This is a genomic window from Qipengyuania aurantiaca (assembly GCF_019711375.1).
Taxonomy (GTDB): domain Bacteria; phylum Pseudomonadota; class Alphaproteobacteria; order Sphingomonadales; family Sphingomonadaceae; genus Qipengyuania; species Qipengyuania aurantiaca.
Genome location: NZ_CP081295.1, coordinates 1,586,970 through 1,613,561 on the forward strand (window position 1 = coordinate 1,586,970; position 26,592 = coordinate 1,613,561).

Below are 26,592 nucleotides of genomic sequence, written 5' to 3' on the forward strand. Positions count from 1 at the left end.
CCCATGCGCGATTGCACCAAGTTCTACATCGACGGCCAGTGGGTCGACCCGGTCACCGAGAATACCCAGCCGGTAGAAAACCCCGCCACCGAAGATACTATCGGCCACATCAGCTTCGGCACCAAGGCCGATGTCGACAAGGCGGTCGCCGCCGCGCGCCGCGCGTTTGAGAGCTTCAGCCAGACCACCAAGGAAGAGCGCCTCACCCTGCTGCGCGCCATCCAGGCCGAGATCGCCAACCGCAAGGACGATCTCGCGCTCGCCGTGAGCGAGGAAATGGGCGCGCCGATGAGCCTCGCCAACGGCCCGCACACCGGCCTGCTTGCCGGTCACTGCCAGACCGCCATCGAAGTGCTTGAGAAGTTCGAATTCGAACGCCAGGACGGCCCGACGCTCCACGTGTGGGAGCCGATCGGCGTGGTCGGCATGATCACTCCGTGGAACTGGCCGCTCAACCAGATCGCGTGCAAGGTCTTCCCCGCGCTGGCGACCGGCAACACGATGATCCTGAAGCCATCCGAAATCGCGCCGTTCGACGCCTATATCTTTGCCGAGATCATGGACGCGGCGGGCGTGCCGGCTGGCGTGTTCAACCTCGTCAACGGTGACGGTCCGGGCGTGGGCGAGGCGATGAGCGGCCATCCCGATATCGACATGATCAGCTTCACCGGCTCGACGCGCGCCGGCGTGCTAATCGCCAAGAACGCTGCCGAGACGGTCAAGCGCGTGGCGCAGGAACTGGGCGGCAAGAGCCCCAACATCATCCTCGACGACAGCGCCTTCACCAAGTCGGTCATGCGCGGCACCACCGCCATGATGGGCAATTCGGGCCAGACCTGCACCGCGCCCAGCCGTATGCTCGTGCCGCACAAGCGTATGGAAGAAGCCAAGGCCGCGGCCAAGGAAGCCGCCGAAGGCGTCATTCCCGGCGATCCCAAGGGCAACGCCACCATCGGTCCGGTGGTCTCCAAGGCGCAGTGGGAAAAGATCCAGGGCCTCATCCAGAAGGGTATCGACGAAGGCGCGACGCTGGTCGCAGGCGGTCCGGGCAAGCCCGAAGGCCTCGAAACCGGCCACTACGTCAAACCGACCGTCTTCGCCGATGTCACCAACGACATGACCATCGCGCGCGAGGAAATCTTCGGCCCCGTCCTCGCGATCCTCGGCTATGACGATTACGACGACGCGATCCGCATCTCGAACGACACCGAATACGGCCTCGCCAGCCACATCATGGGCGAGGATGTCGAGACCGCGAAGAAACTCGCCAGGCGCATCCGTGCAGGCCGGGTCGCCATCAACGGCGGCTACGACATGAACGCGGCTTTCGGCGGCTACAAGAAATCGGGCAACGGCCGCGAATGGGGCGAGTGGGGCTTCCACGACTTCCTCGAGGTCAAGGCCGTGATGGGCCACAGCTGATGGCGGGCAAGCACTTCGACGAATGGCAGGTCGGCGACAAGTTGACCCATGAAATCCGGCGCACGGTGACCGAGGCGGACAACCTCTTCTTCACCGTGATGACCCACAACCCGCAGCCGCTCCACCTCGACGTGGAAGCGGCCAGGGAAAGCGAGTTCGGGCAGATCCTGGTCAACGGGACCTACACCTTCTCGCTCATGGTGGGGCTGAGCGTCGGTGACACCACGCTCGGTACCCTTGTGGCCAATCTCGGTTACGACAAGCTGGTGATGCCCAAGCCCGTCTTCATCGGCGATACGCTGCATGCGACGAGCGAAGTCATTGCCTTGCGCGAAAGCAAGTCGCGCCCGGACACCGGCATCGTCACCTTCCTGCACGAGGCGGTGAACCAGCGCGGCGAAGTGGTCTGTCGCTGCGAACGCTCCGCGCTGCTCAAGAAAAGCGCCTGATCACGGGCGCTTGCACCCATTCCTCCCCTTCGCGCGTTGACGCTCGAAGGGGATAGGAATGAGTGAGCAAAAAGACGACAAGGAACCCGAAGGCGTCGAAGACGTCATCGGCGAACTCGACGAGCTGGCGGCCGAGAACGACGAGGTTTGCATCGCCGACGTGCTCGACGATTTCGGCGCGCGCAGCTTCGGCCCGGTCATCATGATCTTCGCCTTGATCGAACTCACCCCGATCGGCGCCATTCCCGGAGTGCCCACCGCGCTCGCCTCCATCATTGTCCTGATCGCCTTGCAGCTTCTCTTCGGCAAGGACCACATCTGGATGCCCCAGTTCATCCAGAGCCGATCGGTGGAATCGAAGAAGTTGCACAAGGCCGTCGGCAAGCTGCGCGGCGTGGCGCATTGGCTCGACGAACACAGCAGGGACCGGCTCAGCGCGCTGACCGAAGGCGTGTGGCTGAAGGTCGCCGCGCTGGCGATCATCATCCTGTGCGTCACCGTGCCGCCGCTCGAGGTGCTGCCCTTCGCCAGTTCCGGTCCGATGCTGGCAATCGCCGCAATCGGCCTTGCGCTAATCGTGCGCGACGGACTGGTCATGCTCTTTGCTCTCGCGCTTGCCATCGCCGCGCTGGGGGGCGGGACCTATTACTATTACACCTCCGACGAGGAGGAGGGCGAGAGCTCGGGCGGCATGGCGCTCGTACAGCCAGCCAAGGGCGAGAGCCGCTTGACCTGATCGCATAGACAGGCGCACAGTCCGCATCGGGAGGAGAGCCGATGCGATATCTGTTGGCAGTGGGAGCGGCGGGCCTCTTGCTCGCAAGCTGTTCGGACGGCGCGCCGGGGGAGGCTACCGAGGCCCAGCAAGGCGACGGCACCGACACGGTGGACCTCGCCGAGTTTCCCGACCGGCCCTATTGGGGCGACACCCACCTCCACACCGATGTCTCGGTCGACGCTTTCGGTTTCGGCGTGCGCCTTGGCCCGGAAGAGGCCCTGCGCTTCGCCCGCGGTGAGGAGGTTACCGCCACCACGGGCATGAAAGCGCAGCTCGACCGTCCGCTCGATTTCCTCGTCATCGCCGATCATTCCGACGCCATGGGCGCGACCCGCAGGCTTTACGATGCGCCGCGCATGATGGTGCGCGATCCCACGCTCAGGCGCTGGTACGACATGATGCACGAGAGTCCCGAGCAATCGACCCGCGCGGTGGCCGAGCTGATCACCGCGGCCGCCAACGACGAAATTCCGGAAGCCTTCCGCGATCCCGAACGCCAGGCCGCGGCCACGCGCGAATTGTGGGACCGCCACCTCGACGTGCTCGACCGCTATAACGAGCCGGGGCGCTTCACCGCCTTTGCCGGGTTCGAATGGACGCTGATGCCGTCGGGCAACAATCTCCACCGCGTGGTCATGTTTCGCGATGGCAGCGCGAAGACGCGCGAAGTGCTGCCCTATCCCGGCCTCGATGGCGACGTGACCGGCCTGTGGGACTACATGGACGCCTATGAGGAGACAACGGGTGGCAAGGTGCTGGCGATCCCGCACAATTCCAACCTCTCCAACGGGCAGATGTTCGAACTGGTCGGGCCCGATGGCGGCGCGATGAGCGCGCAATACGCCCGTCGCCGTGCCGCGCGCGAGCCGGTGGTCGAGGCGACCCAGATCAAGGGCGACAGCGAGACGCATCCTTTCCTCTCACCCAATGATGAGTTTGCAAGCTTCGGCGTGGCCGGCTGGGAGCTCGGCAACCTCCCGCTGACCGAGCGCAGCACGCCCGATATGTACGCGGGCAGCTATCTGCGCTCGGCCTTGCTGCGCGGGCTGACGCTGGAAGAGCGGCTGGGCGTGAACCCCTATGCCTTCGGCCTCATCGGCTCGACCGACAGCCACACCGCTCTCGCCACGGGGGACGAGGACAATTTCTTCGGCAAGCATACCGGCAACGAACCGAGCGCAGAGCGCGCCATGGACGCGCAGAACCTGGGCACGCGGCAGGGGCGCTTCGGCTGGCATTACTTGGCTGGCGGCTATGCGGCGGCCTGGGCGCGGGGCAACACGCGCGCCGAAATCTTCGACGCTTTCATGCGGCGCGAGGTCTACGCCACCACCGGCCCGCGCATGGTTCTGCGCTTGTTTGCGGGTCACGATTTTGCGGCAAGCGATTGGGGGGGCGATTGGGTGCGAGCGGGCTATACGCGCGGCGTGCCCATGGGCGGCGAGCTGGAGGACACGGGACGCGCGCCGACTTTCCTGATCTCCGCACTCAAAGATCCAGACGGGGCGAACCTCGACCGGGTGCAGGTGGTGAAGGGGTGGGTCGATGCAGGCGGGGAAGCGCAGGAGAAGGTCTTTGATGTCGCCTGGAGCGCGCGCGAGATGGACGGCGCTTCCGACAGCCCCGTTCCGCCCGTGGGCGATACGGTCGACCGTTTGCGCGCGACCTACAAGAACACGATCGGCGCGGCCGAGCTGCGGGCGACATGGACCGATCCCGAATATCGCCGCGGCCAGCGCGCCTTTTATTACGTGCGCGTGCTCGAAATCCCGACGCCTTCGTGGGTGCTCTACGATGCCGTGCGCTTCGGCCTTAAGCTGCCGGACAATGTGATCGAGGCGAATGTGATACAGGAACGCGCCTATTCCTCGCCCGTCTGGCTGCGCCCGAAGAACCGACCGCAGACGCGCCCGCAGGTGGGCGATGCGCCGCCGATCATGGAGGCGGAATGATCCGCAGCGCCTTGCGCGATCCGCTCGCGCATTTTCTCCTCGCCGGCGCGGCGATCTGGGGCGTGCTGGCGCTGGCCGGCGAGCCGGTCGATCCGGCGGAGCGGAGTATCACGCTGAGCCGCGAGCAGCAGGCGGGTCTCGCGCTCGCCTTCGAGCGGACTATGGGCCGCGCGCCGACCGATGCCGAACTTGACGCTCGCGTCGATCAATGGGTGCGCGAGGAGGTGCTTTACCGCGAGGCATTGCGGCTCGGGCTGGACGAGGGGGACCCGGTCGTCCGGCGACGGTTGGCGACCAAGATGGACGAACTGGCCGGGGCCGAGGCGGAACTGGCACGCCCGACCGAGGCGCAGCTTGCCGAGTGGTACCGCGACCACGGGACCGATTACGAGCGCGGCGGCATCCTCAATTTCGAGCAAGCCTGGTTCCCGACGCGCGAGGCCGCGCTTGCGGCGCGCGGGGAAGACCGGCCGCAAGGGCAATCCACCAGCCTGCCGCGCACCATGGCCAAAGCGGATCGCGAGGACATCGCGCGCGCTTTCGGGACCGCTTTTGCCGATGAGATGCTGGCGCTGAGCGTGGCGCGCGATTGGCAGGGGCCGATCCGCTCGGGCTATGGATGGCACCTCGTCCAGCTCTACCACCGCGAGGAAGGCAGCGTTCCGCCGCTCGAAGAGGTGCGCGACAGGGCCGAGAGGGACTGGCGCGGCCGCACGATCCAGGCCCGGCGTGAAAAGGCGTACCAGCTACTGCGCGACGCCTATACGATCGAGATCGAATGATCCGGCTGCTGGCCGCGCTGGTTATGCTCGTGTGCGCGGCGCCGGCGCTGGCCGACGAACTGCGCCCGGTGTCGATCCAGTTCGAGCAGCAGGCGGAGCGCGAATGGACGCTGGGCTGGAAAGAGCCGCTTGCCGGTTCGCGCGGGGCTCCGCTGGGGATGCCGCAACTCCCGCAAGGCTGCGCTATGGAAGGCATGGCGCGCGAACGCGCACCGGCGGCCATGCTCGGCCATGTCAATGTCCGCTGCGAAGGCCCGGTCGCGGGAGGGCGCATGGGCTGGGACGGGCTCACGGGTCAGGGCGAGGCCATTCTGCGCATCGCGCCGCTCGGCGGTCCGGTGCAGGTCCATCGCCTGACGGTGGCAGCGCCGGTGGCGGTCATCGAGGCGGCCCCTTCCTCGGCGCAGGTCTGGCGCAGCTATTTCGTGATCGGGGTCGAGCATATCCTGACGGGCTGGGACCATCTGCTTTTCGTGATCGCGCTGGTGCTCCTGCTCGCGCGCGGCTGGCCGGTGGTGAAGGCAGCGACGGCCTTCACGCTAGCGCATTCGCTCACGCTCGCAGCCGTGACGCTCGGCGCGGCTGGGCTGCCGCAAAGGCCCGTCGAAGCGCTGATCGCGCTGTCGATCCTGTTTCTCGCGGTCGAAGTTGCGCGGGGGACAAAGGATACGCTGACCCGGCGCTGGCCCTGGCTGGTCGCCTTCGCTTTCGGCCTGCTCCACGGCTTCGGCTTTGCTGGAGCCTTGCGCGAGATCGGCCTGCCGGAAGGCGAGGTGCCCGCGGCGCTGGTCAGTTTCAACCTCGGAGTCGAGGTCGGGCAATTGCTTGTGATCGCCGGTGTGCTGGCGCTGGTCGCGTTGCTGCGCCGCTTGGGACCCGAGCTGGAGGCGCGCGCGATCCGGCTTACCTCCTACCCTATCGGGATCATCGGGGCTTACTGGCTGGTCGACCGCGTCGTGGGCTGAGCCTCGCCGCCCAGCGCCTGCCACAGCACCACCCGCGCCCGCTGCGCCCGTCCGAGGGCAGCTGCGGCGCGTTCCCCGCTTGCATCGGCAGCGCGGCGCGCTTCGAGCACGGTGAGGAAATCGGCGAGGCCGGCCTTCTGGCGGGTCTCGGCAAGGCTGGCGGCGCGCTGGAGGCTTGCGGCCTCGGCCTGTGCTGCAGCCAGTTCGCGGTCGGCCGCTGCGATGAGACCGTAAGCCGCCTCGGCATCGCCCAGCGCGGTGTAGACCGCGCCGCGATAGGACTGGAAGGCGGCGCGCTTCTCCGCAGCTGCGCCATCGATTTCCGCCTCGATCCGGCCGAAGTCGAACAGCGGCCCCGCGACCGAGGCCGCCAGTGTGCCCACGAGGCTGTCCTCGTCGAAGAGGTCGGAGGGGCTGAAGGCGAGGAGGCCGATCACGGCGGAGAGATCGAAAACAGGGAAGCGGCGGCGCGCGGTGGCGGCAAGCTCTGCGTCCTCGGCAGCGAGCGTTGCTGCGGCGGCCAGCACATCGGGGCGGTTGGCGAGCAGAATCGACGGCAGCGCTACCGGCGATTCGGGCAGGGCGGGCTCCGGCGCGTCGAGCGCGAGCGCGCTGCGCACCTGCGCCGCCCCTTGCGCGGTCAGCGTCACCAGCCGCCCAGTCAGCCGCGCCCGCTCGCTTGCCAGCGCGGCAAGGCGGCTGCGCGAGGCGTCGGCGGCGCTTGCCGCGCGCACGCGGTCGAAACCGGGCGCGATGCCCGCTTCCTCGCGCACGCCGGCGAGCCGCGCGAGTTCCTCGGCGGCGGCAATGTCTTCCTCGATCGCGGCCTGCCTTGCATCGAGCGTGCGCCAGTCGATCACGCTCGCGGCGATCTCGGCGACCAGCGCGTTGCGCACGGCAAGCGAGGAGGCGGTGGCGGCGTCGACGCGGGCCAGCGCGGCGCGTTCCTGCGCGCGTAGTCGTCCGAAGATGTCGGGATCCCAGCGCGCGGTGAGATTGGCGGCGTAGCTCACGCGCTCGGTATCGATGGCCACCCCGGGCGGCAGGGAGGCCCCGAACTGCGCGGGGTTGGTCCGCTGGCCCGTGACCGAGGCGTTGGCGCCCAGCGAAGGGAGGCGCTCGGCCCCCGCACGGTCGGCTCCGGCGCGTGCCTGGTCGATCCGCGCGAGCGCTTCGGCCAGCGTCGGCGAACCCGCCAGCGCTTGCGCGGCCAGCGTATCGAAGCCGGGGTCGGCCTCAGGGAGCAGTTCAGCGAGCGCGGTCCCGGTCGGCGCATCGGGCGCATAGAGAAATTCGGGCGGCAGCACCGGCGTCGGCGTCGCCACTTCGGGCGGCGGCCCGCCGGCACAGGCGGCAAGGGCCAGCGTGCCCGCAAGGATCAGGCCGCGGCGCATCACTGGGCCTTCTTCGCGGGCATATAAGCATCGACCTGCTGGCCGACACGGAAGATGCCGCCATCGCCCACGGCCTCGCCGGGAAGCTCGTAGATGACCTGCAGCACGCGCACGTCGACGCGCTCGGCGGCCGAATTGGTAAGCGAGCGCTTGGGCACGACACGCGGCTCGGCGCGCACGAAGGTGGCCTGCACCTGCTGTCCTGACGCGCCACGTGGGGACACCGTCGCCGGTTCGCCCATGGCGAGGCGCGGGGCCTGTTCCTCGTCGATATCGATGCGCACATGCATGGGCTGCGTCTGGCCCATCTCGATGAAGGGCTGCGATCCGCCGCCGCCCATGGTCGAGACATATTCGCCCTTGCGAATGTTCACCGCGAGGATCTCGCCCGAAATGGGCGCGCGCACGGTCAGTCGGCCGAGTTCGGTCCGGGCGGAAGCGGCACGCGCCTCGGCCGCCTCGAGCCGCGCGCGGGCGAGCGAGAGACGCTGGGCGGCGGCATTCGCCTCGCCCTCGGCTCGGATGACTTCGCTGCGGCTGACCGCGGCGGGATCGTCGACATTGCGGTAAAGCGCCAGCTGGCTGGCGGCCGTGGCCTGCGCGCTGCGCGCTTCGGCAATCGCCGCGCGCGCTTCGCCGATGGCGGCGTTCGCCTCGCGCAATTGCGAGCGGGCCTGTCTATCGTCCACGGTGAACAGCGTCTGCCCTTCCGAGACCCGGTCGCCGGGCTGGACGTAGAGGCCGGTGACGAGCCCCGACAGGGCCGAGCCGATCTGCACCAGCTCGCTCGACGGTTCGACCACGCCCGAGCCTGCGACCCGCGCTTCGTCCGCCAGCGCTTCGGGCGCACGCGGAGGCTCGCGTTCCGGTTTGGACAGCTCGCGATCGGGCTGGCCCGAGAGGATGTAGAAAGCGGCGAAGATCAGGCCGATGACCGCGATCACCGGCAGGATCTGCCGCGAAAAGCTCAAATTGCGTAGGTTCAAGGCCATCAATGATCCTCCGGCATGTGCTTGCCGTCATGGGTGACCTTCCCGTCCTCGAGCACGAGGATGCGGTCGGCCATGTCGAAAATACGGTTGTCGTGGGTGACGATGATGCAGGCGCGGTCCTCGGCGACCGCGACCTCGCGCAGCAAATCCATCACGCGGCGGCCCGAAGCGGCGTCGAGCGCGGCGGTCGGCTCGTCGCAAACCACGAGGCGCGGTTCGTGAACCAGCGCACGGGCAATGGCGACACGCTGCTGCTGGCCGCCCGAAAGCTGGTTGGGCAGCTTCGCGGCCTGGTCGCCGATGTTGAGTTTCTCCAGCATGGCGACGGCTTTCTCGCGCGCCTCGTGCCGGTCCATCCCCTGCGCGATGAGGGGCACGGCGGCGTTGCTGGCCGCGTCGATCGAGGGGATGAGATTGTACTGCTGGAAGATGAAGCCGATGTTCTGCAGCCGGAAATCGACCAGCGCGTCGTCCGACAGATCATAGATGTCGGTGCCGAAGACCTCGACCTCGCCCTCGGTCGGCCAGAGGATGCCGCACATGATCGAGATGAGCGTCGTCTTGCCCGACCCGCTTTCGCCGACAAGAAAGGTCAGTTCGCCCGCGCGCACATCGAGGTCGATGCCGTGCAGCACGGTGATCGTCTGCTGCCCCGCCTTGAAATCGCGCGTGACGCCGCGGGTGGAGATGGCGGGACCGCTCACCGGAACACTGCCGCCGGTTCGGTCTTGAGCACGCTGCGCAGCGCGAGCCAGCCGGTCAGCGCCAGGATCAGCGTGACGGCGACGAGGCTTATGATCGGGATCTGCCAGGGGATGTAGAAGCCCTTGAAGGTGGGATCGGAGGAGAAGGCGGTGATGAACCCGACCGTCCCGAGCACGCCGAGGCCGTAGCCGATGAGGCCCACGAGACCCGCCTGCGCGGCGACCATCTTGCGGATCTTGCCGTTTGTGACGCCGATGGCTTTGAGCGCGCCGAACTGCTTGATATTGTCGCGGATGAAGAGGCTGAAGGTGAGGCCGACAATCGCCACGCCGACGATGAAGCCGAGCGCCACGGTGATCCCGAAATTGAGCGGGATGCCGGTGTTCTCGATGATGAAATCGACCCCGTCGCGGGCAAATTCCTCGCGCGTCTGGGCCTTGAGGCCGGTCTCGCGCTCGATCCGTTCGGACAGCGCCTTGGCCTCGGCCGGGTTTTCCGCCCCGACGAGGACGAAAGAGAGGCGATTGCGCGTGCCGGGGACGAAATTCAGCGCCTGGCTGTACTTGGTATAAAGCACCACCGTGCTGGTGAAACTGGGAATGGCGTCGGCAATCCCGCGGATGACAGCGCGCTGGTCGTTCAATTCCAGCCGCTCGCCGATAGGGGACTGGCCGGGGAACATGCGGGTCATGCCGACATCGTCGATAATGACGCTGTCGGGCTGGGAAAGGACATCGACCGAGCCTTCGACCATGTTCTTGGGCAGGCCGATCAGCGTCGCATCGTCCACGCCGATCACCGCCACGCCCTCGAGGTCGCCGTCCTTGGTGCGGACAGAGGCCTGCGCGCGGATATGCGGGACCGCCCATTCGACGCCCGGCACGCCGCGCACCTTGTCGAGCGCGGTGGAGGGCATGGCGTAGGCGACATCGGTGGTGCGGCTGACAGGATCCATCACCCAGACATCGGCGCTGGAGACGTTGTAAACCCCGCTCGCCCCGCGTTCGAGGAGGTTCACGAAGATCGTCAGCTGCTGGGTGATGAGCAGGGTCGAGAAGGCAATGCCGAACACCAGCCCGAAGAACTTCTGGGCGTCGCCGGTCAGCATGCGGATCGCGATCCAGATCATCTGCCTTGGTGCCTCCGCTTGCCTATTGCCTGCGACTCGTCCATTAGTGAACGCAGGCGTTCAACTGAACGGGACCGTTCACTTTGTCAAGCGAGACGAAAAAGGCAGGCCGGCCGGCGGACACGGCCAAGCGCGAGGCGATCCTCGCGGCGGCTTCGCGCGCGTTCTTCGATTCCGGCTTCGCGGCCACCTCGATCGAGCAGGTGGCGGCGGACGCCGGGGTGTCTAAGGTCACGGTCTACAACCACTTCGGCGACAAGCGCGGGCTCTTCGCGGCCGCGGTCGAGTGCGAATGCGAGAAGATGCGCGACCAGTTCGCCGTCGCGCCCGATATGCGTGGGTCCCTTCGCGAGAGGCTAACCGCGATCGGCGAGGCCATGGTGGCCTTCCTCTCGCGCCCCGAAATGGTCCAGTTCGAGCGCCGTATCGCCGCCGAGACCGAGCACGAACCGGCCATCGGCGTGGCCTTCCTCGCCTCGGGCCCGCACCGCATGAAGGCGGCCTTCGCCGGGCTGATGCGCGCCATGGTCGAGGCGGGCGAAGTGCGCATCGACGACGTGGAGCTCGCGGTCGAGCAGTTCGCCGCCATGTGCAAGGGCATGGGCGATCTGGAACGCCGTTTCGGCCATCCCGGCGATCCGCAACGCGACCGCGAACGCATCGAAGGCGCCGTCGAGGTGTTCTGCCGCGCCTATGCGGTCGAGGATTGCGGGAAATCTTAAACTGCATTCCGTATTAAGATCCCTCTCGCGGGGAGCAGGACCATGCACGACAACAAGAACGATATCCTCGCCGGTCGCGGACCGGACAAACGCAGTGCGCGGCGCAGGCATTTCGCCGTACTCATCCTCGGCGTGCTGGCCTTCGGGCTGGTGTACAACCTCCTGAAAGCGGCGAACATCCTGCCATACCTGCTCGTGCAACTCGCGCCTTTCGTGCTGATCGTAGGGATCGCCGTTTACACGCTGCGCAAGCGGATCGATCACGATGACCGGAATTAAGCGGAAAATCGCGAAGGCCTAAACTTGCCATTCACCAGCGCGCTCCTACATTCCTACAGTGTAGGAAAGGATTGCCACCGCAATGCGCGACGATAACCAGAACCAGCCTCCCGAACCCGAAGGCAACGGTCCCAATCCGTGGATCAAGAGCCTCATGGTGTGGGGCGGCGTATTCCTCGGCCTGTTGCTGGTGGTCTCCATGCTCGGCGGCGGCGGTCAGAGCGCGGGCACCTCGCTGCTCTATTCCGACTTCAAGGAAAAGGTCGCCGAGGGCGAGATCAAGTCGGTCGAGATCTCCGACGAGCGCATCACGGGCGTCACCAAGGACAACGAGACCTTCAGCACCATTCCCGTCCGCAGCGACACCACGCTGACGACGCTGCTCGAACAGAACGGCGTCGAGTTCAGCGGCAAGGAGCCCGATAACGGCGGCCTCCTGCTCTACACGCTCGCCAACCTCCTGCCCTTCCTCTTGCTGATCGGCATTGCCTTCTTCTTCCTGCGCCAGATGCAGAAGGGCGGCGGCGCCGGCGGGGCGATGGGCTTCGGCAAGTCCAAGGCCAAGATGCTCACCGAAAAGCAGGGTCGCGTCACCTTCGAGGACGTGGCCGGCATCGACGAGGCGCGCGAGGAGCTGGAAGAGATCGTCGAGTTCCTGAAGGACCCGAGCCGCTTCTCCAAGCTGGGCGGCCAGATCCCCAAGGGCGCGCTGCTGGTCGGCTCGCCCGGTACGGGTAAGACGTTGCTCGCCCGCGCCATTGCTGGCGAAGCGGGCGTGCCCTTTTTCACCATTTCGGGCTCGGACTTCGTCGAGATGTTCGTCGGCGTCGGCGCCAGCCGCGTGCGCGACATGTTCGAACAGGCCAAGAAGAACGCGCCCTGCATCGTCTTCATCGACGAAATCGACGCGGTCGGCCGCAGCCGTGGCCATGGCCTCGGCAACTCGAACGACGAGCGCGAGCAGACGCTGAACCAGCTGCTGGTCGAAATGGATGGCTTCGAAGCCAACGAAGGCATCATCATCATCGCGGCGACCAACCGTCCCGATGTGCTCGACCCCGCGCTGCTCCGTCCGGGCCGTTTCGACCGCCAGGTCGTGGTGCCCGTTCCCGATATCGACGGGCGCGAGAAGATCCTTGCCGTGCATATGCGCAAGCTGCCGCTCGCTCCCGATGTGAACCCTCGCACCATCGCGCGTGGTACCCCGGGCTTCTCGGGCGCGGACCTTGCGAACCTCTGCAACGAAGCCGCCTTGCTGGCTGCGCGCCGCAACAAGCGCCTCGTCGCGATGCAGGAGTTCGAGGACGCCAAGGACAAGGTCATGATGGGCGCGGAACGCCGCTCCATGGTTATGACCGAGGATGAGAAGAAGATGACCGCCTATCACGAGGCCGGCCACGCGCTGGTCAGCCTCAACGAGCCGGCATCGGACCCGATCCACAAGGCCACCATCATCCCGCGCGGGCGCGCGCTGGGCATGGTCATGCGCCTGCCGGAACGCGACAATTACTCCTACCACCGCGACAAGATGCACGCGAACCTCGCCGTCGCTATGGGCGGCCGTGTCGCTGAAGAGATCATCTTCGGTCACGACAAGGTCTCGAGCGGCGCGAGCGGCGACATCCAGTATGCCACCGATCTGGCGCGCAACATGGTCACCAAATGGGGCATGAGCGACAAGCTCGGCCCGCTGCAGTACGAGCAGAGCCAGGAAGGCTATCTCGGCATGGGCCAGACCGCGCGCACCATGTCGGGCGCGGAGACGAACCGTCTGATCGACGAAGAGATCAAGCGTCTCGTCGAAGAAGGCCTGAAGCGCGCGACGGATGTGCTGACCGACCAAGAGGACAAGCTCCACCTGTTGGCCCAGGCCATGTTGGAATACGAGACGCTGACCGGCGACGAGATCGACCAGCTCATGAAGGATGGCAAGATCGACCGGCCCGACGAGCCCAAGGGTCCCGTCTCGGTCAGCCAGCCGGGCGGCAGCACCGTTCCCAAGGCCGGCAAGAAGTTCGGCGGATCGGGCGAGGGCGCTCCCGCCGGGGCCTGACTATCAAGGCAATCGGTACGCGAAGGGCGTCGCTCGGGAAACCGGCGGCGCCCTTTTTGCGTTGAGAGGCAAAACACTTCCATGAGGATTTTGCCATGAAGCGCATCGTTACCACTGCCATCGCCCTTGCCACGCTCTCGCTCGCTGCCTGCTCGCAGGAAACGCAGGACGACGCCGCGCGCACCGCCGACCTTGCGGGCGACGATATCGAAGCCAACGCCGCCGTGGTGGGCGAAGTGCTGGAAGACGGGGCAAAGAAAGCGGCCGGCGCGGTCAGCGAAGGCGCGGCAAATCTCGAACGCAATATCGAGGAAGGCGACACGGAAACGCCGGGCCCCGCACCCATCACCGGGCAAGACCTCAACGAGGATCGTGAAGACCCGGCAGGGTAGTCAGAACGCCCCGATCACCAGCAGCAGTTGCAGGAACAGCACCAGCACGATCACGATGAAAACCATGAGCACGCACAGGCGCCAGAAGGCCGAAAAGCGGGATAGCCCGTAGGCTCCGCGCAGCTGCTTGTACATGTGGATCGGCGGGATGAAGCACAGCATGCTCCCCCAGACCGCCTCGGCCACGCCGAACAGGGCGAGCAGGGTGACTGTGAGGATCAGCAGCGTCATGAACGAGATCGAATAGGTGATGAAGATCGCGTGGTCATAGGCCTTGAAGCGCCGTTTCCACGCGAAAAGCAGCCACACGAAGGGGATCGATAGCGGGATCAGCAACCAGCTGAATTTGTAGAAATTGGTCTGCAGCTTGTAGAGCATCAGCCCCGGATTCTTGCGCCATTTTTCCAGCCCGCCGTCGATCCATTCGAGGCCCGACGACTTCATTTTAATCGTCGCCCCGTCGCTGTTCGTGAGCGGGACGATCGTGTTGCCCTCGGCATCGGTTTCGAGTTCGCGCGGTTCGCTGTCGTTGCGCAGGAAGGGCACATTCTCGCGCGCCTCGCGGATCGCGGCGACCTGGTCGGACAATTCCTTGCGCCGCTGTTCCAATTCCTCGCGCTCTTCCGCTGGCGTTTCCGGATCGGCCAATTCGCTCTCGACATCGGCAAGCCGCTTCTCGACGCGGTCGAATTCGGTCGCGGCCATTTCGGCCAGCTCTTCGCCGTTATCGCCGCGAATGTCGGTGGGCGCGCTGATCCCGGCGAACTGGAAGACGGCGAACATCAGGAAGATGCAGAACAGGAACAGCGCCATGGGCGAAACGAACCGCGCACGCTCGCCTTCGATATATCGCCGGGTGAGTTCGCCGGGCTTGAAGAAGAGCTTGGGCAGGGTGCGCCAGGTACGCCCTTCGAAATGCAGCGCGCCGTGCAGCAAATCGTGCAGGAAGGCGCCGAGCGTGCGGTGGAGATGCGCCTGCTGTCCGCATCCGTGGCAATGCGAGCCGATAAGCTCGGTGCCGCAGTTGAGGCACTGCCCCTCGGCAAAATGACCCTTTTCGAGCGGGGCCTTGTCACCGGAGCGCTCGTCCAGCGCCTTGGCGAAGAGCCCGCCTTCCACTGCCGTCCCGATGGCGTCGCCGATGTCGCTCACGCTTTCCCCCACCTAATCCGCGCCCGAGTATAAGTGCCTGTCGCGATAAGGCCAGAGGCTCACCGCCGCCTTGCACATGAGGGCGGCGATTGCGAGATAGCTGGAATGGATACGATCGGCACGGAATGGGAATTGGGCGCGTTCGGTGCAATGGCGCTGGTCTTCACCCTGTTCGCGCTGGTCGAGTGGCTGCGCCCGGCGCGAAAAGCGCCGCGGGGAAAGCGCTGGGTGACGAACCTGGCCTTGTTCGCGCTGGATACGCTGGCGGTGCGGCTCGTCGTGCCGCTGCTCATGGTCGGGGCCGCGGCGCTGGCGGCTGAGCGAGGCTGGGGACTGCTAAACCAGTTCGAACTGCCCGCATGGGCGGGCGTAGCGATAGCCCTCCTCGCGCTCGACCTTGCGCTTTATGTCCAGCACTGGGCGACCCACCGCGTCCCGCTGCTCTGGCGGCTGCACAAGGTCCATCACAGCGACCCCGCGTTCGACGTGACGACGGCGGCGCGTTTCCATCCGATCGAGATCGTGCTGAGCATGGGCTTCAAGATGGCGGTGGTGGTCGCGCTCGGCCTGCCGGTCTGGGGTGTCTTGGCCTTCGAGCTCGTTTTCAACCTCGCAACGCTTTTCACCCATGCAAATTTCGCGCTGCCCCGCGGGCTGGAGCGGCCGGTGCGCGCGCTGCTCGTCACGCCCACCATGCACCGCATCCACCATTCCGCCATCCAGCGCGAGACGGACAGCAATTACGGCACGCTGCTGTCGGGCTGGGACCGGCTCTTCGGGACCTACACGGAGGAGGCCGAGGGACGGCTCACCATCGGGCTGGAGGAGTACCAGGACACGCGGCCGCACCGGCTCGGCTGGAGCCTGCTGCTGCCGTTCCACAAATGAAAAACCCGCCCGGTGAGGGGCGGGTCTTCATGTTTTGCGCAAATGCGAAGGGATCAGCCCTCGTAATCGGCCCCGATCGAGGTCGAACGGGTCGGCGCCGATGCGGTAATCCGCAGCGCTTCGGCCGACTGGCTGAGCGAACCGACCTCATCGATCTCGTCGTCATCGTCCGGCAGGATCTTCTGCAGGTTGGTGACGGCGGCTTCCTTGAGGTCCTTGGGCTTGACCGTCTGTTCGGCAATTTCGCGCAGGGCGACGACCGGGTTCTTGTCGCGGTCACGCTCCAGCGTGATTTCCGCACCGCCCGAAATCTCGCGCGCCCGCTGGGCAGCCAGCAGGACGAGATCGAAACGGTTGGGAATCTTGTCTACGCAATCTTCGACGGTAACGCGCGCCATGGGCACTCCGGTGTAATAAGTTCGAGAATCTCGGAAGGCGCGGCAAATAGAGTGCAGGCGCGCGATAGTCAAGGATTTGCGCCGTGCGCGCGGCGCGCTAAGGGTTGCTGCACATGGGAGCAGAACCGACCACCGAGATGGCGACCGCCTATCGCGACCCGCCGCCCTTCACGGCCGAGGCGCAGGGCCAGTCGCTGACTTTCTATCCCGCCGGCAATGACCGGCGCGAGGCATTGATGGAGCTGGTGCGCGGCGCGAAGGAAACGCTCGACGTCTGCTTCTACATCTTCGCCGAGGACGAGGTTTCGACCGAGCTGCGCGACGGTTTGTGCGACGCCGCCTCGCGCGGAGTGAAAGTCACGCTGATCATCGACCGCTTTGGCGCTTCGGCAACCGACGAATTTCTTGCACCCCTGGTCGATTGCGGCGGGCGCTTCCTTTGCTTCAGCCCGCGCTGGACCATGCGCTATCTCATCCGCAACCACCAGAAGATGGTCATTGCCGACAATGCGAGCGCCATGTTCGGCGGCTTCAATGTGGAGGACGATTATTTCGCCCCGCCCGAACGCAACGGCTGGAACGACATCGGCATCCGCATCGAAGGCGACGGAGTGCAGGGCCTTTCCGAATGGTTTGCGCGCCTGCTCGACTGGACCGATGACGACGAAGCGCATTTCAAGGAAATCAAGCAGACCGTGCGCGATTGGTCGTGGACCTCGGAGGATGGCCACGCGCGCTGGCTGGTCGGCGGCCCAACGCGCGGCCTCTCGACCTGGGCGCGCTGCGTCACGCAGGACCTGAAGGAGGGCGAGAAGCTCGACATCTTCATGGCCTATTTCTCGCCGCCCTACACGCTCTTGAAGCGGATCGCGCGGGTGGCGAAGAAGGGGCAGACGCGCCTGCTGATGGCCGCCAAGAGCGACAACGGCGCCACCATCGGCGCGACCCGCTCGCTTTACAATTACCTGCTCAAACGCGGCGCGAAGATCTGGGAATTCTCACCCTGCAAGCTGCACACCAAGCTGCTCGTGCTGGATGACGCTGTTTATGTAGGCAGCGCCAATTTCGACATGCGCAGCCTCTATCTCAATCTCGAGATCATGCTGCGGATCGAGGACAAGGCACTGGCCGACCGGATGCGCGACTTCGTCAGCCACCATATCGAGGCGTCCGAACACATTACGCTGGAAAAGCACAGGAAGCGTGCAACGCTATGGAACCGGGTGCGCTGGTGGGCCGGCTGGGTGCTGGTGTCGGTGATCGACTACACCGTGGCGCGGCGCACCAACCTGGGGTTCTGAAACCCTATTCGTAATCGTCCTCGTAACCGCCGCGCATTTCGGGCGAGGAGAATTTGGTGAACTCGCTCTGGAACAGCAGCGGCACATTGCCGGTCGAGCCGTGACGCTGCTTGGCGACGATCAGTGTTGCGCGGTTGACCAGTTCGAGGTGGCGCGCTTCCCAGTCGGCGTATTTCATCCGAACTTCCTCGCTGCTGGTTTCGTCCGGCGTGTCGGGCTTCAGCGCGTTGTGGTAATATTCACCGCGGAAGATGAACCACACCATGTCGGCGTCCTGCTCGATCGAGCCTGATTCGCGCAGGTCGGACAGCTGCGGGCGCTTGTCCTCGCGCTGCTCCACCGCACGGCTGAGCTGCGAGAGCGCGATGACGGGGACATGGAGTTCCTTGGCCAGCGTCTTCAAACCACGGCTGATTTCCGAAATCTCGTTCACGCGATTGTCGCTCGCGCGGCCCGAGCCCTGCAGCAGCTGCAGATAGTCGACGATGACGAGGCCGATATCGTGGCGGCGCTTCAACCGGCGCGCGCGGGTACGCAGCGCGCCGATGGTGAGGCCGGGCGTGTCGTCGATATAGAGCGGCAGCTCGTTCAATTCCTGGCTGGCGAAGGAAAGGCGCTGGAACTCCTCCTTGCTCAAGCGGCCCGAACGCAGTTTTTCGGAGGAAATTTCGGCGGTCTCGGCAAGGATACGCGTGGCCAGCTGGTCGGCGCTCATTTCCAGGCTGAAGAAGGCGGTCGCCGCACCCGGGCTTTCGCTGCCTTCGATGCCCAGCTTCTTGTCGTCCATCAGGCGGCGCGCGGCGTTGAAGGCGATGTTGGTGGCAAGCGAGGTCTTGCCCATGCCGGGACGACCGGCGAGGATGACGAGGTCGGAATTGTGCAGGCCGGAAGTCTTGTCGTTGACCGTTTCGAGGCCCGTCGTTTTGCCGGAAAACTTGCCGCCCGAATTGATCGCCGCCTCGACCATTTTCAGCGCGCCAAGCGCTGCGGTGCGGAAATCCTGCGCTTCGTTGCCCGTGGTGGCCCCTTCGGCGACCTTGTAGAGATCGGCCTCGGCCTGGCTGATCCGCTCCATCGGCGCGACCTCGTCCGAGGTGTCGAGCGCGCCTTCGACGAGGTTGCGGCCGACATGGACCAGTTCGCGCAGCAGGGCGAGGTCGTAGATCTGTTCGGCCAGCTTGCCGGTAGCGAGCAGGCCTTGTCCGTCAGCGGTGAGCTGGGCGAGGTAGGTCACGCCGCCAAGCTGCTTGAGCGCCTCGTCGCTCTCGAAATAGGGCTTCAGCGTCACCGGTGTGGCGACCGAGTTGCGGTCGATCAGCTTGAGCACGCGCTCGTAGATGCGTTCGTGCACCGGCTCGTAGAAATGGTGCGGCTGCAACGGCGTGTTGAGCTCGCCCACCACCTGGTTGTCGATCAGCACCGCACCCAAAAAAGCGGCCTCGGCCTCGACATTGCTGGGCAGGGTGGTGCCTTGCGGTTCCTTGGCAGGAGTCGAATCGGTAGCGGGAAAGAGGAGATCGGTGTCGGCCATGGGCAGGACCATGCAGGAAAGCGGCGCGCGATTGAACCGGCTCGCAATTTCCCCTTGCGGACAGCCCTGTGGATGGATTGGCCAAAGTTCGACCTTGCCCCGCTTGACCGCAGTTGCGAAAGCACGTCCCCACACGATGACCGAATCCACACCTTCCTCCGGCGACCAGCGCATTGCCAAGATCGAGCTCGACGAAGAGACGATCATCTGGCGCAACGCCGATATCGAGCAGGAACGGCGGATCGCGATCTTCGACCTGATCGAGGAAAACACCTTCCGCCCCGTCCGCGCGGCCGAACGCGGGGCGAGCGGGCCCTACCATCTCACGCTGGCGGTGCGCGACGGGCGGTTGCTGATGACCATTGCCGACAGCGAGGATACGCTGGTCGAGGAATTGCTGCTGGGCCTGGCGCGCTTTCGCCGCCCGATCCGCGAATATTTCGCCATTTGCGACAGCTATTACCAGGCCATCCGCAAGGCGACGCCGGGCGAGATCGAGACGATCGACATGGCCCGGCGCGGCGTTCACAACCGCGCTGCCGAGCTGCTGCTCGAACGGCTGGAGGGCAAGGTCGAAACCGATTTCGCCACCGCGCGCCGCCTCTTCACGCTCATCTGCGTCCTCCATATCAAGGGCTGACGGGTGATGGCGAAACGCAGGAAGAAGGGCCGGTTCGGCCTCCTCGTAAAGCTGGTGTTGCTCGCCGCGCTGATCGGTGCGGGCTACTGGTTCTATACCGAATATGAGCAGCGCAGCTGGCGCCCTGACGATTCGACCTATCCTGACCAGGGCGCGCTGATTGGCGAGCGCGATGCCGCGGTCGATTTCGCGGTCCTCAAGGGGCTCGGCGCAAGCTTCGTCTATCTCGAGGCCAGCCGCGGCGCGCGCGGCAAGGACGCCAATTTCTCGCGCAATCTTGCTGCCGCGCGCGAGGCGGGGCTGCAGGTCGGCGCGGTCCACCTGTTCGACCCCTGCGAGACGGCGGACGGCCAGTCGGCCAATTACGTCACCATCGTGCCGCGCGACGCCGATCTCCTGCCCGCCGCCATCAAGCTCACGCGCACGACCGACGAATGTTTCGAGCGCGTCTCCGATGCGGCCGTGCAGAGCGAGCTGCTCACGCTGGTCAACCAGATCGAAGCCCATACCGAAGCGCCTGTGGTGCTCGCCCCGAGCGAGGAGTTCGAGGACCGCTACCGTCCCGCCCGCCGCCTCGAACGCGCGTTGTGGCTGACCGGCGATGGCGAGGAACCCGATTACGGCGGCCGCCCGTGGACCGTGTGGACCGCCAATTCCGCCTACGCCAGCGACGCCGCGCAAACGCCCTTGCGCTGGCTGGTCGTGCGCCCCTAGGACCCAATCCCATGACCGACGACGATCTCATTGCCGCCGCCCGCAAAGCGGCGCTCAATTCCTATTCGCCCTATTCCGACTTTAAGGTCGGGAGCGCGCTGCGCTTTGCCGATGGCAGTGTGGTGACCGGCACCAATATCGAGAACGCGAGCTACGGCCTTGCGCTGTGCGCAGAGACGGTGGCGGTGTCGAAGGCGATGGCGGACGGCGTGCGCGGCGGGTTGGAAGCGGTCGCGGTGACGGGGCCGCTCGACAAGGGCGGCGATGCGCCGATCACGCCCTGCGGCCGGTGTCGCCAAGTGCTCAACGAACTTGCACAGCTCGGCGGGACCGACCCGATCATCCTGTGCGTCGGCCCCAAGTCCGTGCGCCGCGTGCGCCTCAGCGAATTGCTGCCGGACGCGTTCGGGCCTGCAAGCCTCGACTAAAGCCTCCTAACGCTTCCTTCACCAATCGCGTTTAGCAAACTCACGTGGCGCAACATGCGTCCGGAGTAAGCGACAATGAAATTCGTCCAACTGGAATCGCGTGGCGGCAATTACCTCGTGGTCGCCAGCAACGTGGCCTATCTTCGCGTGGGCGAAAACGGCCAGACGCTGGTTGGCATCGTCGGCAGTCAGCCGCTGCTCGTCACCGGCACGCCCGAAAGCGTGGCCCAGAAACTGATGCAGGGCTGAGGCCCCGGTCGCCGGTGTTGCGGGGAGGCCTTACGCCTCCCGCGCTTCCATCCATTCCACCAACGACGCAAGGCAGTCGCGCGCGAGCATCTTGCAGCGTTCGGGCGACCAGCCCTGTTCGGGCTCGGGATCGGCCTTGTTGTCCTTGTAGGGCATTTCCAGCGTCATCGCGGTTGCGCCGAAGCGTTCGGCCACCTGGTTGGTGCTCATCGACAAATTCGCCTTGCCGGGCGCGGCCTTGGTGTAGCCCTGCTCGGTCTGGAAATCGGGCGTGCGGCGGTCGAGGATCGCCTCGTAATCGTAATAGCCTTGGCCCTGTTCGTCGGTCCACGAGGGGATGCCTTCGAAACCGGCGAGGAAGCTGACGGGGATCGCCTCATCGCCATGGACGTCCATCGCGAAGTCGACGCCGGTCTTGTCCATGTGGTTGCGGATGGCGAGCACTTCGGGGCTGCGTTCCGCGCTCGGGTTTTCCCATTCGCGGTTGAGGTTCGCGCCCGCCGCGTTGACGCGCAGGTTCCCGCGCTTCGAGCCGTCGGGGTTGCAGTTGGGCACAATGTGCAGGCGGCAGGTCTGGCGCAGCTTGCGGCCCACGCTGTCGGCGGGATCGGTCAGCACTTCCAACGCGCCTTCCATCCACCATTCGGCCTGCGTTTCGCCCGGATGCTGGCGGGCATAGAGCCACACGTTGAAGCTGCCCTCGCCCATTTCGAGGCAGTCAATCGGCTGGCCGTCGAGCGTGTTGCCGAGCGCGACATGGTCGACGCCTTCCGAAGCGGCGGCTTCGGCGACGAGGTCGTGGTGCCGCTCCATCGAATAGGGCGCGAAATAGGCGAACCAGGCGATGTCGCTGGCGGGCGTATAGCGGATCGTCAGCGTGCCGCCTTCTTCGTCCTTGTCATAGGTCGAGGCGGCGCGGCCCCAATAGTCGCGGTCTTCCGATACGCAGGCGTCGTAATCGGGCCAGCCATCGGGATAGGCGCTGTCGGAAAGCTGGGTGATCTTGAGCACCAGCTCGCGGCCCTTGGCGCCGGCGACGCGGAAGTGGAACCACTGCTTGAACTCGCTGTTCGTATCCAGCGGGATCGCCAGCCGCGCGGTTGCGCCGTCCACCGAAAGGACTTCGATATTGCCACTGTCGAAGGCGGAATCGATCCGGATATCGCTCACGTAAAACCTCTTCTTTTTGCTCTAGCCCAAGGCGTGCCGGCCCGAATGGGCGCTGGCAGTGCGATAGGCAAGGGCTGAATTTCGTGCGGCCAGAACGGCCTCATGCGGGAGGCCTCTAGGCGATTGCCCTTACCAAATCGTATGCTAGGTGCCTCCCCCATGAGCGAAACGACAAAAGTGCCGGTGCTGGTCACCGGGGGCGCAGGATATATCGGCAGCCACGCGGTGCTGGCGTTGAAGGACGCGGGCTGGCCGGTGGCGGTCATCGACAACCTCTCGACCGGCTTCACGTTCGCCGTGCCCGACGACGTGCCGCTTTATGAAGGCGATATTGCCGATGCCGAATTGCTTGCACGCATCTTTGCCGAGCAGGGCACGAAGGCCATCATGCATTTCGCTGGCTCCATCATCGTGCCCGAATCGGTGGAACAGCCGCTCGCCTATTACGAGAACAACACGGTGAAGAGCCGCGCTCTTATCGAGGCAGCGGTGAAGGGCGGGGTAGAGCACTTCATCTTCTCCAGCACCGCGGCCACCTACGGCATTCCTGAAAGCTCGCCGATTTCGGAAGACTCGCCTAAGAGCCCGATCAATCCCTACGGCTGGTCGAAGCTGATGACCGAGCAGATGCTCGCCGATGCGAGCGCCGCGCATGGCTTCAACTTCTGCGCGCTCAGGTATTTCAACGTGGCGGGTGCCGACCCGCAGGCGCGGAGCGGCCAGTCGACCGCAGGCGCAACGCACCTCATCAAGGTCGCCTGCGAGGCAGCCACCGGCAAGCGCGACGGCGTTTCGGTCTTCGGCACCGACTACGAGACGCCCGACGGCACCGGCGTGCGCGACTATATCCACGTGAGCGACCTTGCGAACGCGCATGTGCTGGCGCTGGGTGCGCTCATCGAGCAGCCCGAGCGCTCGCTCACCATGAACTGCGGCTATGGCAAGGGCTTCTCGGTCCTCGAAGTGCTCGATGCAGTGGACCGCGTGACCAACACGAAAATCGAGCGCCGCATGGAGCCGCGCCGTGCAGGCGACCCGGCCGAGCTCATTTCCGATCCCAGCCGCATCCGCGCCACCGTCCCGTGGCAGCCGAAACACGACGATTTGGGCGAAATCATCACACATGCGCTGCAATGGGAGCGGAAGCTGTCCGAAATTCGGGGAAATACTTGACCAGAATCACTGCCCCCGTTATCGGGCCCGCTTGAAATCGGCGCGTCGGGGCACCATCTCCGGCGCGTATTTATTTATCAGAGAGAAACGATGAAGATCCGCAACAGCCTCAAGTCGCTCAAGAGCCGTCACCGCGATTGCCGCGTGATCCGTCGTCGCGGCCGCACTTACGTCATCAACAAGACCAACCGTCGCTTCAAGGCCCGTCAGGGCTAAGCTTCGGCTGCGCGGAAGGTCCCTTCCGCGAGTGTCTACCGACCGGCCCGGCTCCGCGAGGAGTGCGGGCCGTTCGCATTTGCAGGTGAGCGATGAGCGATAACAGGGTCGATGCCGTGGTCTTCGACGTCGGGCGCGTGCTGTACCTGTGGCAGCTGTCCGCCCTGTTCGAGAAGATGACCGACGATCCCGCGCGCCTTGAAAAAGTGCTGGGCGAGGTCGTGACCGAGGAATGGCATTTCCTCCACGACGCGGGCCGCCCGCTTTCGCAGATGGTGCCCGAGCGAATCGCGCTCTATCCCGATTTCGCCGACGAAATCCGTGCCTATGCGACGCGGTTCAACGAGACCATTCCCGGTCCCGTCCCCGGCAGCCACGCGCTGGTCGAGCAGCTCGACGAGGCGGGCGTGCCGCTGTTCGCCATCACCAATTTCGGCGCAGAATTCTGGGCCGGTTTCCGCCCGCACGAACGCATCTTCGACCGCTTCATCGATATCGTCGTCTCGGGCGAGGAGCGGATTGCCAAGCCCGATCCGGCGATCTTCGCCCTGTCGGCGGCGCGTTTCGGCCACGCGCCCGAAGCCATGCTCTTCATCGACGACAACCCAGCCAATATCGAGGCCGCGCGCGGCTGCGGCTGGCAGGTGCATCACTTTACCGATGCCGCGTCGCTCGAAAGCGATTTGACGGGCCGCGGCCTCATCTGAACGCACACGAAAAAGCCCCGGCGCTTGGAAACGCCGGGGCATCGAGGTCCACCCTGATGGAGAGGGGGTGGGGGATTTCGTGGCCGGGATCAGCCGTTGCACTTGGCCAGCTTGTCGGCGTCGAGCGCTTCACCCTTGGCGGTGAAGGCAATCACGTCACCGGTGTCGCGCTGCAGTTCGCGGCAGACGCGCAGCGGGCGCGAGGTGCCCTTGCCGGCGACGCACTTGGTGCCTTCGCAGGTCCAGGCGACGCCGCCCGCGATCACGGTGCGCTCGGTGGCGGGCTGGGCGAGCTCGGCGGTGTAGAACGGGCCGTTGCCGCGCGCTTCGGCAGCCGTCGGGGCGACGAGCGCGCCGAAACCGGCGGCGGTGTAGAGGACAGCGGCGCCGAACACGCCGAGCTTGGTCGAGGGGGAATTGGAGAGGGTCATGGTCGATACCTTTCGGCTGATGCAATTTACTCAACACCAATTGCGATAACTGCAATATCAGTTTCTCTTTGCAACTGGTTGCGAATTGCTACCTATCTAGATAAGTTGCATTCCACAACCCTTTTCTCGAAAAATTTGGCTTGGGGCGGATTTGCGGTAGATAGGTTGCTCTGGAAGGACTGAATTTTATGGGCGATATCCGCGAACCCTTGCGTGAACTGACCGAATGCGGCCTGCCGCAAGCCTTGGAAGTGATGGGCGAACGCTGGAGCTTCATGATCCTGCGTGCCAGCTTCAACGGGCTGCATCACTTCGAGGAATTCCTGAGCGAGCTGGGCATTGCCCGGAACATCCTCTCGAACCGGCTGGCCAAGCTGGTCGAGCACGGCATCCTCAAGCGCGATCCTTGCCCGGACGATCGCCGCAAGATCGAATACCGCCTGACCGAGAAGGGCTTCGACCTCCTCCCCGCCATGGTCGCGCTGCGCCAGTGGGGCCAGAAATACGGCGCCGAGGTGATCGAGAACCCGGTGCTGGTGGACGAGCGCGATCGCCTGCCGATCGGCCCGACCTCGATCCTCAGCCACGACGGCCGCATCCTCGGCCCAGCCGACCTCCACCTCGTCGAACGCGCCAATCTCGGCCTGCGCGCCGATGGCACCAAGGCGAAACCGGGCAAGGCGCTCGAACGCGGTTCGGTCATCGAGCTCGACGCGCGCCGCAAGGGCCGCGACGCAGCCTGACCGGCGAGGTTCAGCGAACCGCCGACGGGCGCTATATCGTGGTGCGCGGCCGGTTATGGCGGGCGAGCAACCCGGGTTTGCCTGAAGCGAAGCGCGAATCACTCGTGCACGAATTGATGGACGCACGCCGCGCCGTCGCGGCGGCCAAGCGCTCCGACGATGCGAAAGCGGAGAAGGCGGCGCGGGCACGCGTGCATGACGCCAAGGTCGGGCTGGGCGAACGTGGGCCGGTCTGGTGGGCCGATGGCGCCCCCGATCTCAACCGCCACCTTGTCAAAAACACGCCCTACGCTGCGGAATTCGAGACCTGACCGCTTGCGCCAGGCCTCGCCGCCACTTCGGCAAGCTGGTTAACAAGGCTTTGCAAAAGTGACGTCAAATCAGGCTCTGGCGGTGTGACGTCATCGTTAAAACCATCGCAACACCTTTATGCGATACCTTGCGGTGAATCGGGGCGCCTGCCCCTTTGAGCCGGATAAAAACGTGATCGAAATCGAAGTCCAGAACGAGACGCACCAGACGCAATTCCGCATCAAGGCGGTGAGCGTGCCGCGCATTGGCGAAGGCCTCCGACTGAAGGAGCCCGACGGGACCTGGGCGAGCTACGACGTGCTCGACGTGTGGTACCAGCAGGCCGATTACGGCGAAGTCTGGGTGCCCTATCTCCACGTCAAGACCACGCCCGCCGACGGCATGAGCGCCCCCGCACCGACACCGGGCGAGGCCGTGGCCATGGACCAGGCCATGCCCATCGCCGACTTCCTCGCCAAGTTCGAGGGCGACCACGAACATGAGACGGTCAAGCTCAACCTCGACATGAGCGAGGAGCAGTAGATT

At 65.4% G+C, this 26,592-nt stretch carries 31 protein-coding genes; 22 read left to right on the forward strand and 9 right to left on the reverse strand.

Annotation, left to right across the window (positions count from 1 at the left end):
- Nucleotides 1-3 precede the first annotated feature (3 nt).
- The 6 genes from K3148_RS07675 to K3148_RS07700 are packed head-to-tail and all read left to right on the forward strand — an operon-like array spanning nucleotide 4 to nucleotide 6,348.
- A complete protein-coding gene (locus tag K3148_RS07675) occupies nucleotides 4-1,422 on the forward strand; it encodes an aldehyde dehydrogenase family protein (protein WP_221424261.1) in 1,419 nt (472 codons plus the stop codon).
- Complete coding sequence (locus tag K3148_RS07680; protein WP_221424262.1) at nucleotides 1,422-1,871, forward strand: MaoC family dehydratase; 450 nt, start codon at nucleotides 1,422-1,424, stop codon at nucleotides 1,869-1,871. The genes K3148_RS07675 and K3148_RS07680 overlap by 1 nt, the downstream gene beginning before the upstream one ends.
- A 58-nt stretch (nucleotides 1,872-1,929) precedes the next feature.
- Entirely contained in the window at nucleotides 1,930-2,607 is a 678-nt protein-coding gene (locus K3148_RS07685) for an exopolysaccharide biosynthesis protein (protein WP_221424263.1), read from the forward strand.
- Between the two features lie 41 nt (nucleotides 2,608-2,648).
- The gene (locus tag K3148_RS07690; RefSeq protein ID WP_221424264.1) at nucleotides 2,649-4,601 is read left to right on the forward strand and encodes a DUF3604 domain-containing protein; all 1,953 of its coding nucleotides are present in this window, start codon (nucleotides 2,649-2,651) and stop codon (nucleotides 4,599-4,601) included.
- On the forward strand, nucleotides 4,598-5,383 hold the full coding sequence (locus tag K3148_RS07695; RefSeq protein WP_221424265.1) for a peptidyl-prolyl cis-trans isomerase: 786 nt from the start codon (nucleotides 4,598-4,600) through the stop codon (nucleotides 5,381-5,383). The genes K3148_RS07690 and K3148_RS07695 overlap by 4 nt, the downstream gene beginning before the upstream one ends.
- Nucleotides 5,380-6,348: a HupE/UreJ family protein gene (locus K3148_RS07700; protein ID WP_221424266.1), complete on the forward strand. Its 969-nt coding sequence runs from the start codon at nucleotides 5,380-5,382 to the stop codon at nucleotides 6,346-6,348. Before K3148_RS07695 ends, K3148_RS07700 begins: the two co-directional genes overlap by 4 nt.
- On the opposite strand, the gene K3148_RS07705 is transcribed toward K3148_RS07700, so the two are convergent.
- The 4 genes from K3148_RS07705 to K3148_RS07720 are packed head-to-tail and all read right to left on the reverse strand — an operon-like array spanning nucleotide 6,318 to nucleotide 10,568.
- On the reverse strand, nucleotides 6,318-7,742 hold the full coding sequence (locus tag K3148_RS07705) for an efflux transporter outer membrane subunit (RefSeq protein ID WP_221424267.1): 1,425 nt from the start codon (nucleotides 7,740-7,742) through the stop codon (nucleotides 6,318-6,320). The genes K3148_RS07700 and K3148_RS07705 overlap by 31 nt on opposite strands.
- On the reverse strand, nucleotides 7,742-8,734 hold the full coding sequence (locus K3148_RS07710; protein WP_221424268.1) for an efflux RND transporter periplasmic adaptor subunit: 993 nt from the start codon (nucleotides 8,732-8,734) through the stop codon (nucleotides 7,742-7,744). The genes K3148_RS07705 and K3148_RS07710 overlap by 1 nt, the downstream gene beginning before the upstream one ends.
- Nucleotides 8,734-9,438: an ABC transporter ATP-binding protein gene (locus K3148_RS07715; RefSeq protein ID WP_006833904.1), complete on the reverse strand. Its 705-nt coding sequence runs from the start codon at nucleotides 9,436-9,438 to the stop codon at nucleotides 8,734-8,736. Before K3148_RS07715 ends, K3148_RS07710 begins: the two co-directional genes overlap by 1 nt.
- Nucleotides 9,435-10,568, reverse strand: a complete 1,134-nt coding sequence (locus K3148_RS07720) for an ABC transporter permease (RefSeq protein WP_221424269.1) — start codon at nucleotides 10,566-10,568, stop codon at nucleotides 9,435-9,437. The genes K3148_RS07715 and K3148_RS07720 overlap by 4 nt, the downstream gene beginning before the upstream one ends.
- An 83-nt stretch (nucleotides 10,569-10,651) precedes the next feature.
- On the opposite strand from K3148_RS07720, the gene K3148_RS07725 reads away from it, so the two are divergent.
- The 4 genes from K3148_RS07725 (at nucleotide 10,652) to K3148_RS07740 (ending at nucleotide 14,014) form a co-directional block, all read left to right on the forward strand.
- Nucleotides 10,652-11,290, forward strand: coding sequence for a TetR/AcrR family transcriptional regulator (locus K3148_RS07725; protein ID WP_221424270.1), 639 nt, complete (start codon nucleotides 10,652-10,654; stop codon nucleotides 11,288-11,290).
- Between the two features lie 42 nt (nucleotides 11,291-11,332).
- On the forward strand, nucleotides 11,333-11,569 hold the full coding sequence (locus K3148_RS07730; protein WP_221424271.1) for a hypothetical protein: 237 nt from the start codon (nucleotides 11,333-11,335) through the stop codon (nucleotides 11,567-11,569).
- Nucleotides 11,570-11,651: 82 nt separating this feature from the next.
- Nucleotides 11,652-13,622: an ATP-dependent zinc metalloprotease FtsH gene (gene ftsH / locus K3148_RS07735; protein WP_221424272.1), complete on the forward strand. Its 1,971-nt coding sequence runs from the start codon at nucleotides 11,652-11,654 to the stop codon at nucleotides 13,620-13,622.
- 95 nt (nucleotides 13,623-13,717) lie between these two features.
- On the forward strand, nucleotides 13,718-14,014 hold the full coding sequence (locus K3148_RS07740) for an entericidin EcnAB (protein ID WP_221424273.1): 297 nt from the start codon (nucleotides 13,718-13,720) through the stop codon (nucleotides 14,012-14,014).
- Here the strand turns inward: K3148_RS07740 and K3148_RS07745 are convergent, their stop codons facing one another.
- Nucleotides 14,015-15,166 (reverse strand): DUF3667 domain-containing protein, encoded by a 1,152-nt coding sequence (locus K3148_RS07745; protein WP_247711513.1) that lies wholly within the window; start codon nucleotides 15,164-15,166, stop codon nucleotides 14,015-14,017. It lies immediately after the preceding gene.
- A gap of 105 nt (nucleotides 15,167-15,271) precedes the next feature.
- Between K3148_RS07745 and K3148_RS07750 the strand changes: the two genes are divergently transcribed.
- Nucleotides 15,272-16,054 carry a sterol desaturase family protein gene (locus K3148_RS07750; protein WP_221424275.1) on the forward strand — a complete coding sequence of 261 codons (783 nt, stop codon included), beginning with the start codon at nucleotides 15,272-15,274 and terminating at the stop codon, nucleotides 16,052-16,054.
- Nucleotides 16,055-16,107: 53 nt separating this feature from the next.
- On the opposite strand, the gene rpoZ is transcribed toward K3148_RS07750, so the two are convergent.
- Entirely contained in the window at nucleotides 16,108-16,452 is a 345-nt protein-coding gene (gene rpoZ / locus K3148_RS07755) for a DNA-directed RNA polymerase subunit omega (protein ID WP_006833911.1), read from the reverse strand.
- Between the two features lie 113 nt (nucleotides 16,453-16,565).
- Here rpoZ and K3148_RS07760 point away from each other — a divergent pair, with 113 nt between their 5' ends.
- A complete protein-coding gene (locus K3148_RS07760) occupies nucleotides 16,566-17,753 on the forward strand; it encodes a phospholipase D-like domain-containing protein (RefSeq protein WP_221424276.1) in 1,188 nt (395 codons plus the stop codon).
- Nucleotides 17,754-17,757: 4 nt separating this feature from the next.
- Here the strand turns inward: K3148_RS07760 and K3148_RS07765 are convergent, their stop codons facing one another.
- On the reverse strand, nucleotides 17,758-19,284 hold the full coding sequence (locus tag K3148_RS07765) for a replicative DNA helicase (protein WP_221426658.1): 1,527 nt from the start codon (nucleotides 19,282-19,284) through the stop codon (nucleotides 17,758-17,760).
- A 136-nt stretch (nucleotides 19,285-19,420) separates the two neighbouring features.
- Between K3148_RS07765 and K3148_RS07770 the strand changes: the two genes are divergently transcribed.
- The 4 genes from K3148_RS07770 to K3148_RS07785 all read left to right on the forward strand — a co-directional run bounded on the left by K3148_RS07770 (nucleotide 19,421) and on the right by K3148_RS07785 (nucleotide 21,315).
- Nucleotides 19,421-19,924 carry a UPF0262 family protein gene (locus K3148_RS07770; RefSeq protein ID WP_221424277.1) on the forward strand — a complete coding sequence of 168 codons (504 nt, stop codon included), beginning with the start codon at nucleotides 19,421-19,423 and terminating at the stop codon, nucleotides 19,922-19,924.
- Nucleotides 19,925-19,930: 6 nt separating this feature from the next.
- Entirely contained in the window at nucleotides 19,931-20,638 is a 708-nt protein-coding gene (locus K3148_RS07775) for a glycoside hydrolase family 25 protein (RefSeq protein ID WP_221424278.1), read from the forward strand.
- 11 nt (nucleotides 20,639-20,649) lie between these two features.
- A complete protein-coding gene (locus K3148_RS07780; protein WP_221424279.1) occupies nucleotides 20,650-21,066 on the forward strand; it encodes a cytidine deaminase in 417 nt (138 codons plus the stop codon).
- Nucleotides 21,067-21,141: 75 nt separating this feature from the next.
- Nucleotides 21,142-21,315: a hypothetical protein gene (locus tag K3148_RS07785; RefSeq protein ID WP_221424280.1), complete on the forward strand. Its 174-nt coding sequence runs from the start codon at nucleotides 21,142-21,144 to the stop codon at nucleotides 21,313-21,315.
- Between the two features lie 30 nt (nucleotides 21,316-21,345).
- Here K3148_RS07785 and K3148_RS07790 read toward each other — a convergent pair whose 3' ends face one another.
- Nucleotides 21,346-22,485 (reverse strand): M14 family metallopeptidase, encoded by a 1,140-nt coding sequence (locus K3148_RS07790; RefSeq protein WP_221424281.1) that lies wholly within the window; start codon nucleotides 22,483-22,485, stop codon nucleotides 21,346-21,348.
- A 159-nt stretch (nucleotides 22,486-22,644) separates the two neighbouring features.
- Between K3148_RS07790 and galE the strand changes: the two genes are divergently transcribed.
- The 3 genes from galE (at nucleotide 22,645) to K3148_RS07805 (ending at nucleotide 24,581) form a co-directional block, all read left to right on the forward strand.
- Entirely contained in the window at nucleotides 22,645-23,658 is a 1,014-nt protein-coding gene (galE, locus tag K3148_RS07795) for a UDP-glucose 4-epimerase GalE (protein WP_221424282.1), read from the forward strand.
- Nucleotides 23,659-23,748: 90 nt separating this feature from the next.
- Entirely contained in the window at nucleotides 23,749-23,874 is a 126-nt protein-coding gene (gene ykgO, locus K3148_RS07800; protein ID WP_006833921.1) for a type B 50S ribosomal protein L36, read from the forward strand.
- Nucleotides 23,875-23,966: 92 nt separating this feature from the next.
- On the forward strand, nucleotides 23,967-24,581 hold the full coding sequence (locus K3148_RS07805) for an HAD family hydrolase (RefSeq protein WP_221424283.1): 615 nt from the start codon (nucleotides 23,967-23,969) through the stop codon (nucleotides 24,579-24,581).
- Between the two features lie 89 nt (nucleotides 24,582-24,670).
- On the opposite strand, the gene K3148_RS07810 is transcribed toward K3148_RS07805, so the two are convergent.
- Nucleotides 24,671-25,012 carry a DUF8200 family protein gene (locus K3148_RS07810; protein ID WP_221424284.1) on the reverse strand — a complete coding sequence of 114 codons (342 nt, stop codon included), beginning with the start codon at nucleotides 25,010-25,012 and terminating at the stop codon, nucleotides 24,671-24,673.
- A gap of 188 nt (nucleotides 25,013-25,200) precedes the next feature.
- On the opposite strand from K3148_RS07810, the gene K3148_RS07815 reads away from it, so the two are divergent.
- The 3 genes from K3148_RS07815 to K3148_RS13900 all read left to right on the forward strand — a co-directional run bounded on the left by K3148_RS07815 (nucleotide 25,201) and on the right by K3148_RS13900 (nucleotide 26,589).
- The gene (locus K3148_RS07815; RefSeq protein WP_221424285.1) at nucleotides 25,201-25,755 is read left to right on the forward strand and encodes a winged helix-turn-helix transcriptional regulator; all 555 of its coding nucleotides are present in this window, start codon (nucleotides 25,201-25,203) and stop codon (nucleotides 25,753-25,755) included.
- 116 nt (nucleotides 25,756-25,871) lie between these two features.
- The gene (locus K3148_RS07820; RefSeq protein WP_345719523.1) at nucleotides 25,872-26,066 is read left to right on the forward strand and encodes a hypothetical protein; all 195 of its coding nucleotides are present in this window, start codon (nucleotides 25,872-25,874) and stop codon (nucleotides 26,064-26,066) included.
- Between the two features lie 172 nt (nucleotides 26,067-26,238).
- Nucleotides 26,239-26,589, forward strand: coding sequence for a hypothetical protein (locus tag K3148_RS13900; protein ID WP_247711516.1), 351 nt, complete (start codon nucleotides 26,239-26,241; stop codon nucleotides 26,587-26,589).
- The last annotated feature ends 3 nt before the right edge of the window (nucleotides 26,590-26,592 follow it).

Coding starts and splice junctions, on each gene's coding strand:
- K3148_RS07675 (WP_221424261.1), top strand. CDS start 4: ATGCGCGATTGCACCAAGTTCTACATCGACGGCCAGTGGGTCGACCCG.
- K3148_RS07680 (WP_221424262.1), top strand. CDS start 1,422: ATGGCGGGCAAGCACTTCGACGAATGGCAGGTCGGCGACAAGTTGACC.
- K3148_RS07685 (WP_221424263.1), top strand. CDS start 1,930: ATGAGTGAGCAAAAAGACGACAAGGAACCCGAAGGCGTCGAAGACGTC.
- K3148_RS07690 (WP_221424264.1), top strand. CDS start 2,649: ATGCGATATCTGTTGGCAGTGGGAGCGGCGGGCCTCTTGCTCGCAAGC.
- K3148_RS07695 (WP_221424265.1), top strand. CDS start 4,598: ATGATCCGCAGCGCCTTGCGCGATCCGCTCGCGCATTTTCTCCTCGCC.
- K3148_RS07700 (WP_221424266.1), top strand. CDS start 5,380: ATGATCCGGCTGCTGGCCGCGCTGGTTATGCTCGTGTGCGCGGCGCCG.
- K3148_RS07705 (WP_221424267.1), bottom strand. CDS start 7,742: ATGCGCCGCGGCCTGATCCTTGCGGGCACGCTGGCCCTTGCCGCCTGT.
- K3148_RS07710 (WP_221424268.1), bottom strand. CDS start 8,734: ATGGCCTTGAACCTACGCAATTTGAGCTTTTCGCGGCAGATCCTGCCG.
- K3148_RS07720 (WP_221424269.1), bottom strand. CDS start 10,568: ATGATCTGGATCGCGATCCGCATGCTGACCGGCGACGCCCAGAAGTTC.
- K3148_RS07730 (WP_221424271.1), top strand. CDS start 11,333: ATGCACGACAACAAGAACGATATCCTCGCCGGTCGCGGACCGGACAAA.
- ftsH (WP_221424272.1), top strand. CDS start 11,652: ATGCGCGACGATAACCAGAACCAGCCTCCCGAACCCGAAGGCAACGGT.
- K3148_RS07740 (WP_221424273.1), top strand. CDS start 13,718: ATGAAGCGCATCGTTACCACTGCCATCGCCCTTGCCACGCTCTCGCTC.
- K3148_RS07750 (WP_221424275.1), top strand. CDS start 15,272: ATGGATACGATCGGCACGGAATGGGAATTGGGCGCGTTCGGTGCAATG.
- rpoZ (WP_006833911.1), bottom strand. CDS start 16,452: ATGGCGCGCGTTACCGTCGAAGATTGCGTAGACAAGATTCCCAACCGT.
- K3148_RS07760 (WP_221424276.1), top strand. CDS start 16,566: ATGGGAGCAGAACCGACCACCGAGATGGCGACCGCCTATCGCGACCCG.
- K3148_RS07765 (WP_221426658.1), bottom strand. CDS start 19,284: ATGGCCGACACCGATCTCCTCTTTCCCGCTACCGATTCGACTCCTGCC.
- K3148_RS07770 (WP_221424277.1), top strand. CDS start 19,421: ATGACCGAATCCACACCTTCCTCCGGCGACCAGCGCATTGCCAAGATC.
- K3148_RS07775 (WP_221424278.1), top strand. CDS start 19,931: ATGGCGAAACGCAGGAAGAAGGGCCGGTTCGGCCTCCTCGTAAAGCTG.
- K3148_RS07780 (WP_221424279.1), top strand. CDS start 20,650: ATGACCGACGACGATCTCATTGCCGCCGCCCGCAAAGCGGCGCTCAAT.
- K3148_RS07785 (WP_221424280.1), top strand. CDS start 21,142: ATGAAATTCGTCCAACTGGAATCGCGTGGCGGCAATTACCTCGTGGTC.
- galE (WP_221424282.1), top strand. CDS start 22,645: ATGAGCGAAACGACAAAAGTGCCGGTGCTGGTCACCGGGGGCGCAGGA.
- ykgO (WP_006833921.1), top strand. CDS start 23,749: ATGAAGATCCGCAACAGCCTCAAGTCGCTCAAGAGCCGTCACCGCGAT.
- K3148_RS07805 (WP_221424283.1), top strand. CDS start 23,967: ATGAGCGATAACAGGGTCGATGCCGTGGTCTTCGACGTCGGGCGCGTG.
- K3148_RS07810 (WP_221424284.1), bottom strand. CDS start 25,012: ATGACCCTCTCCAATTCCCCCTCGACCAAGCTCGGCGTGTTCGGCGCC.
- K3148_RS07815 (WP_221424285.1), top strand. CDS start 25,201: ATGGGCGATATCCGCGAACCCTTGCGTGAACTGACCGAATGCGGCCTG.
- K3148_RS07820 (WP_345719523.1), top strand. CDS start 25,872: ATGGACGCACGCCGCGCCGTCGCGGCGGCCAAGCGCTCCGACGATGCG.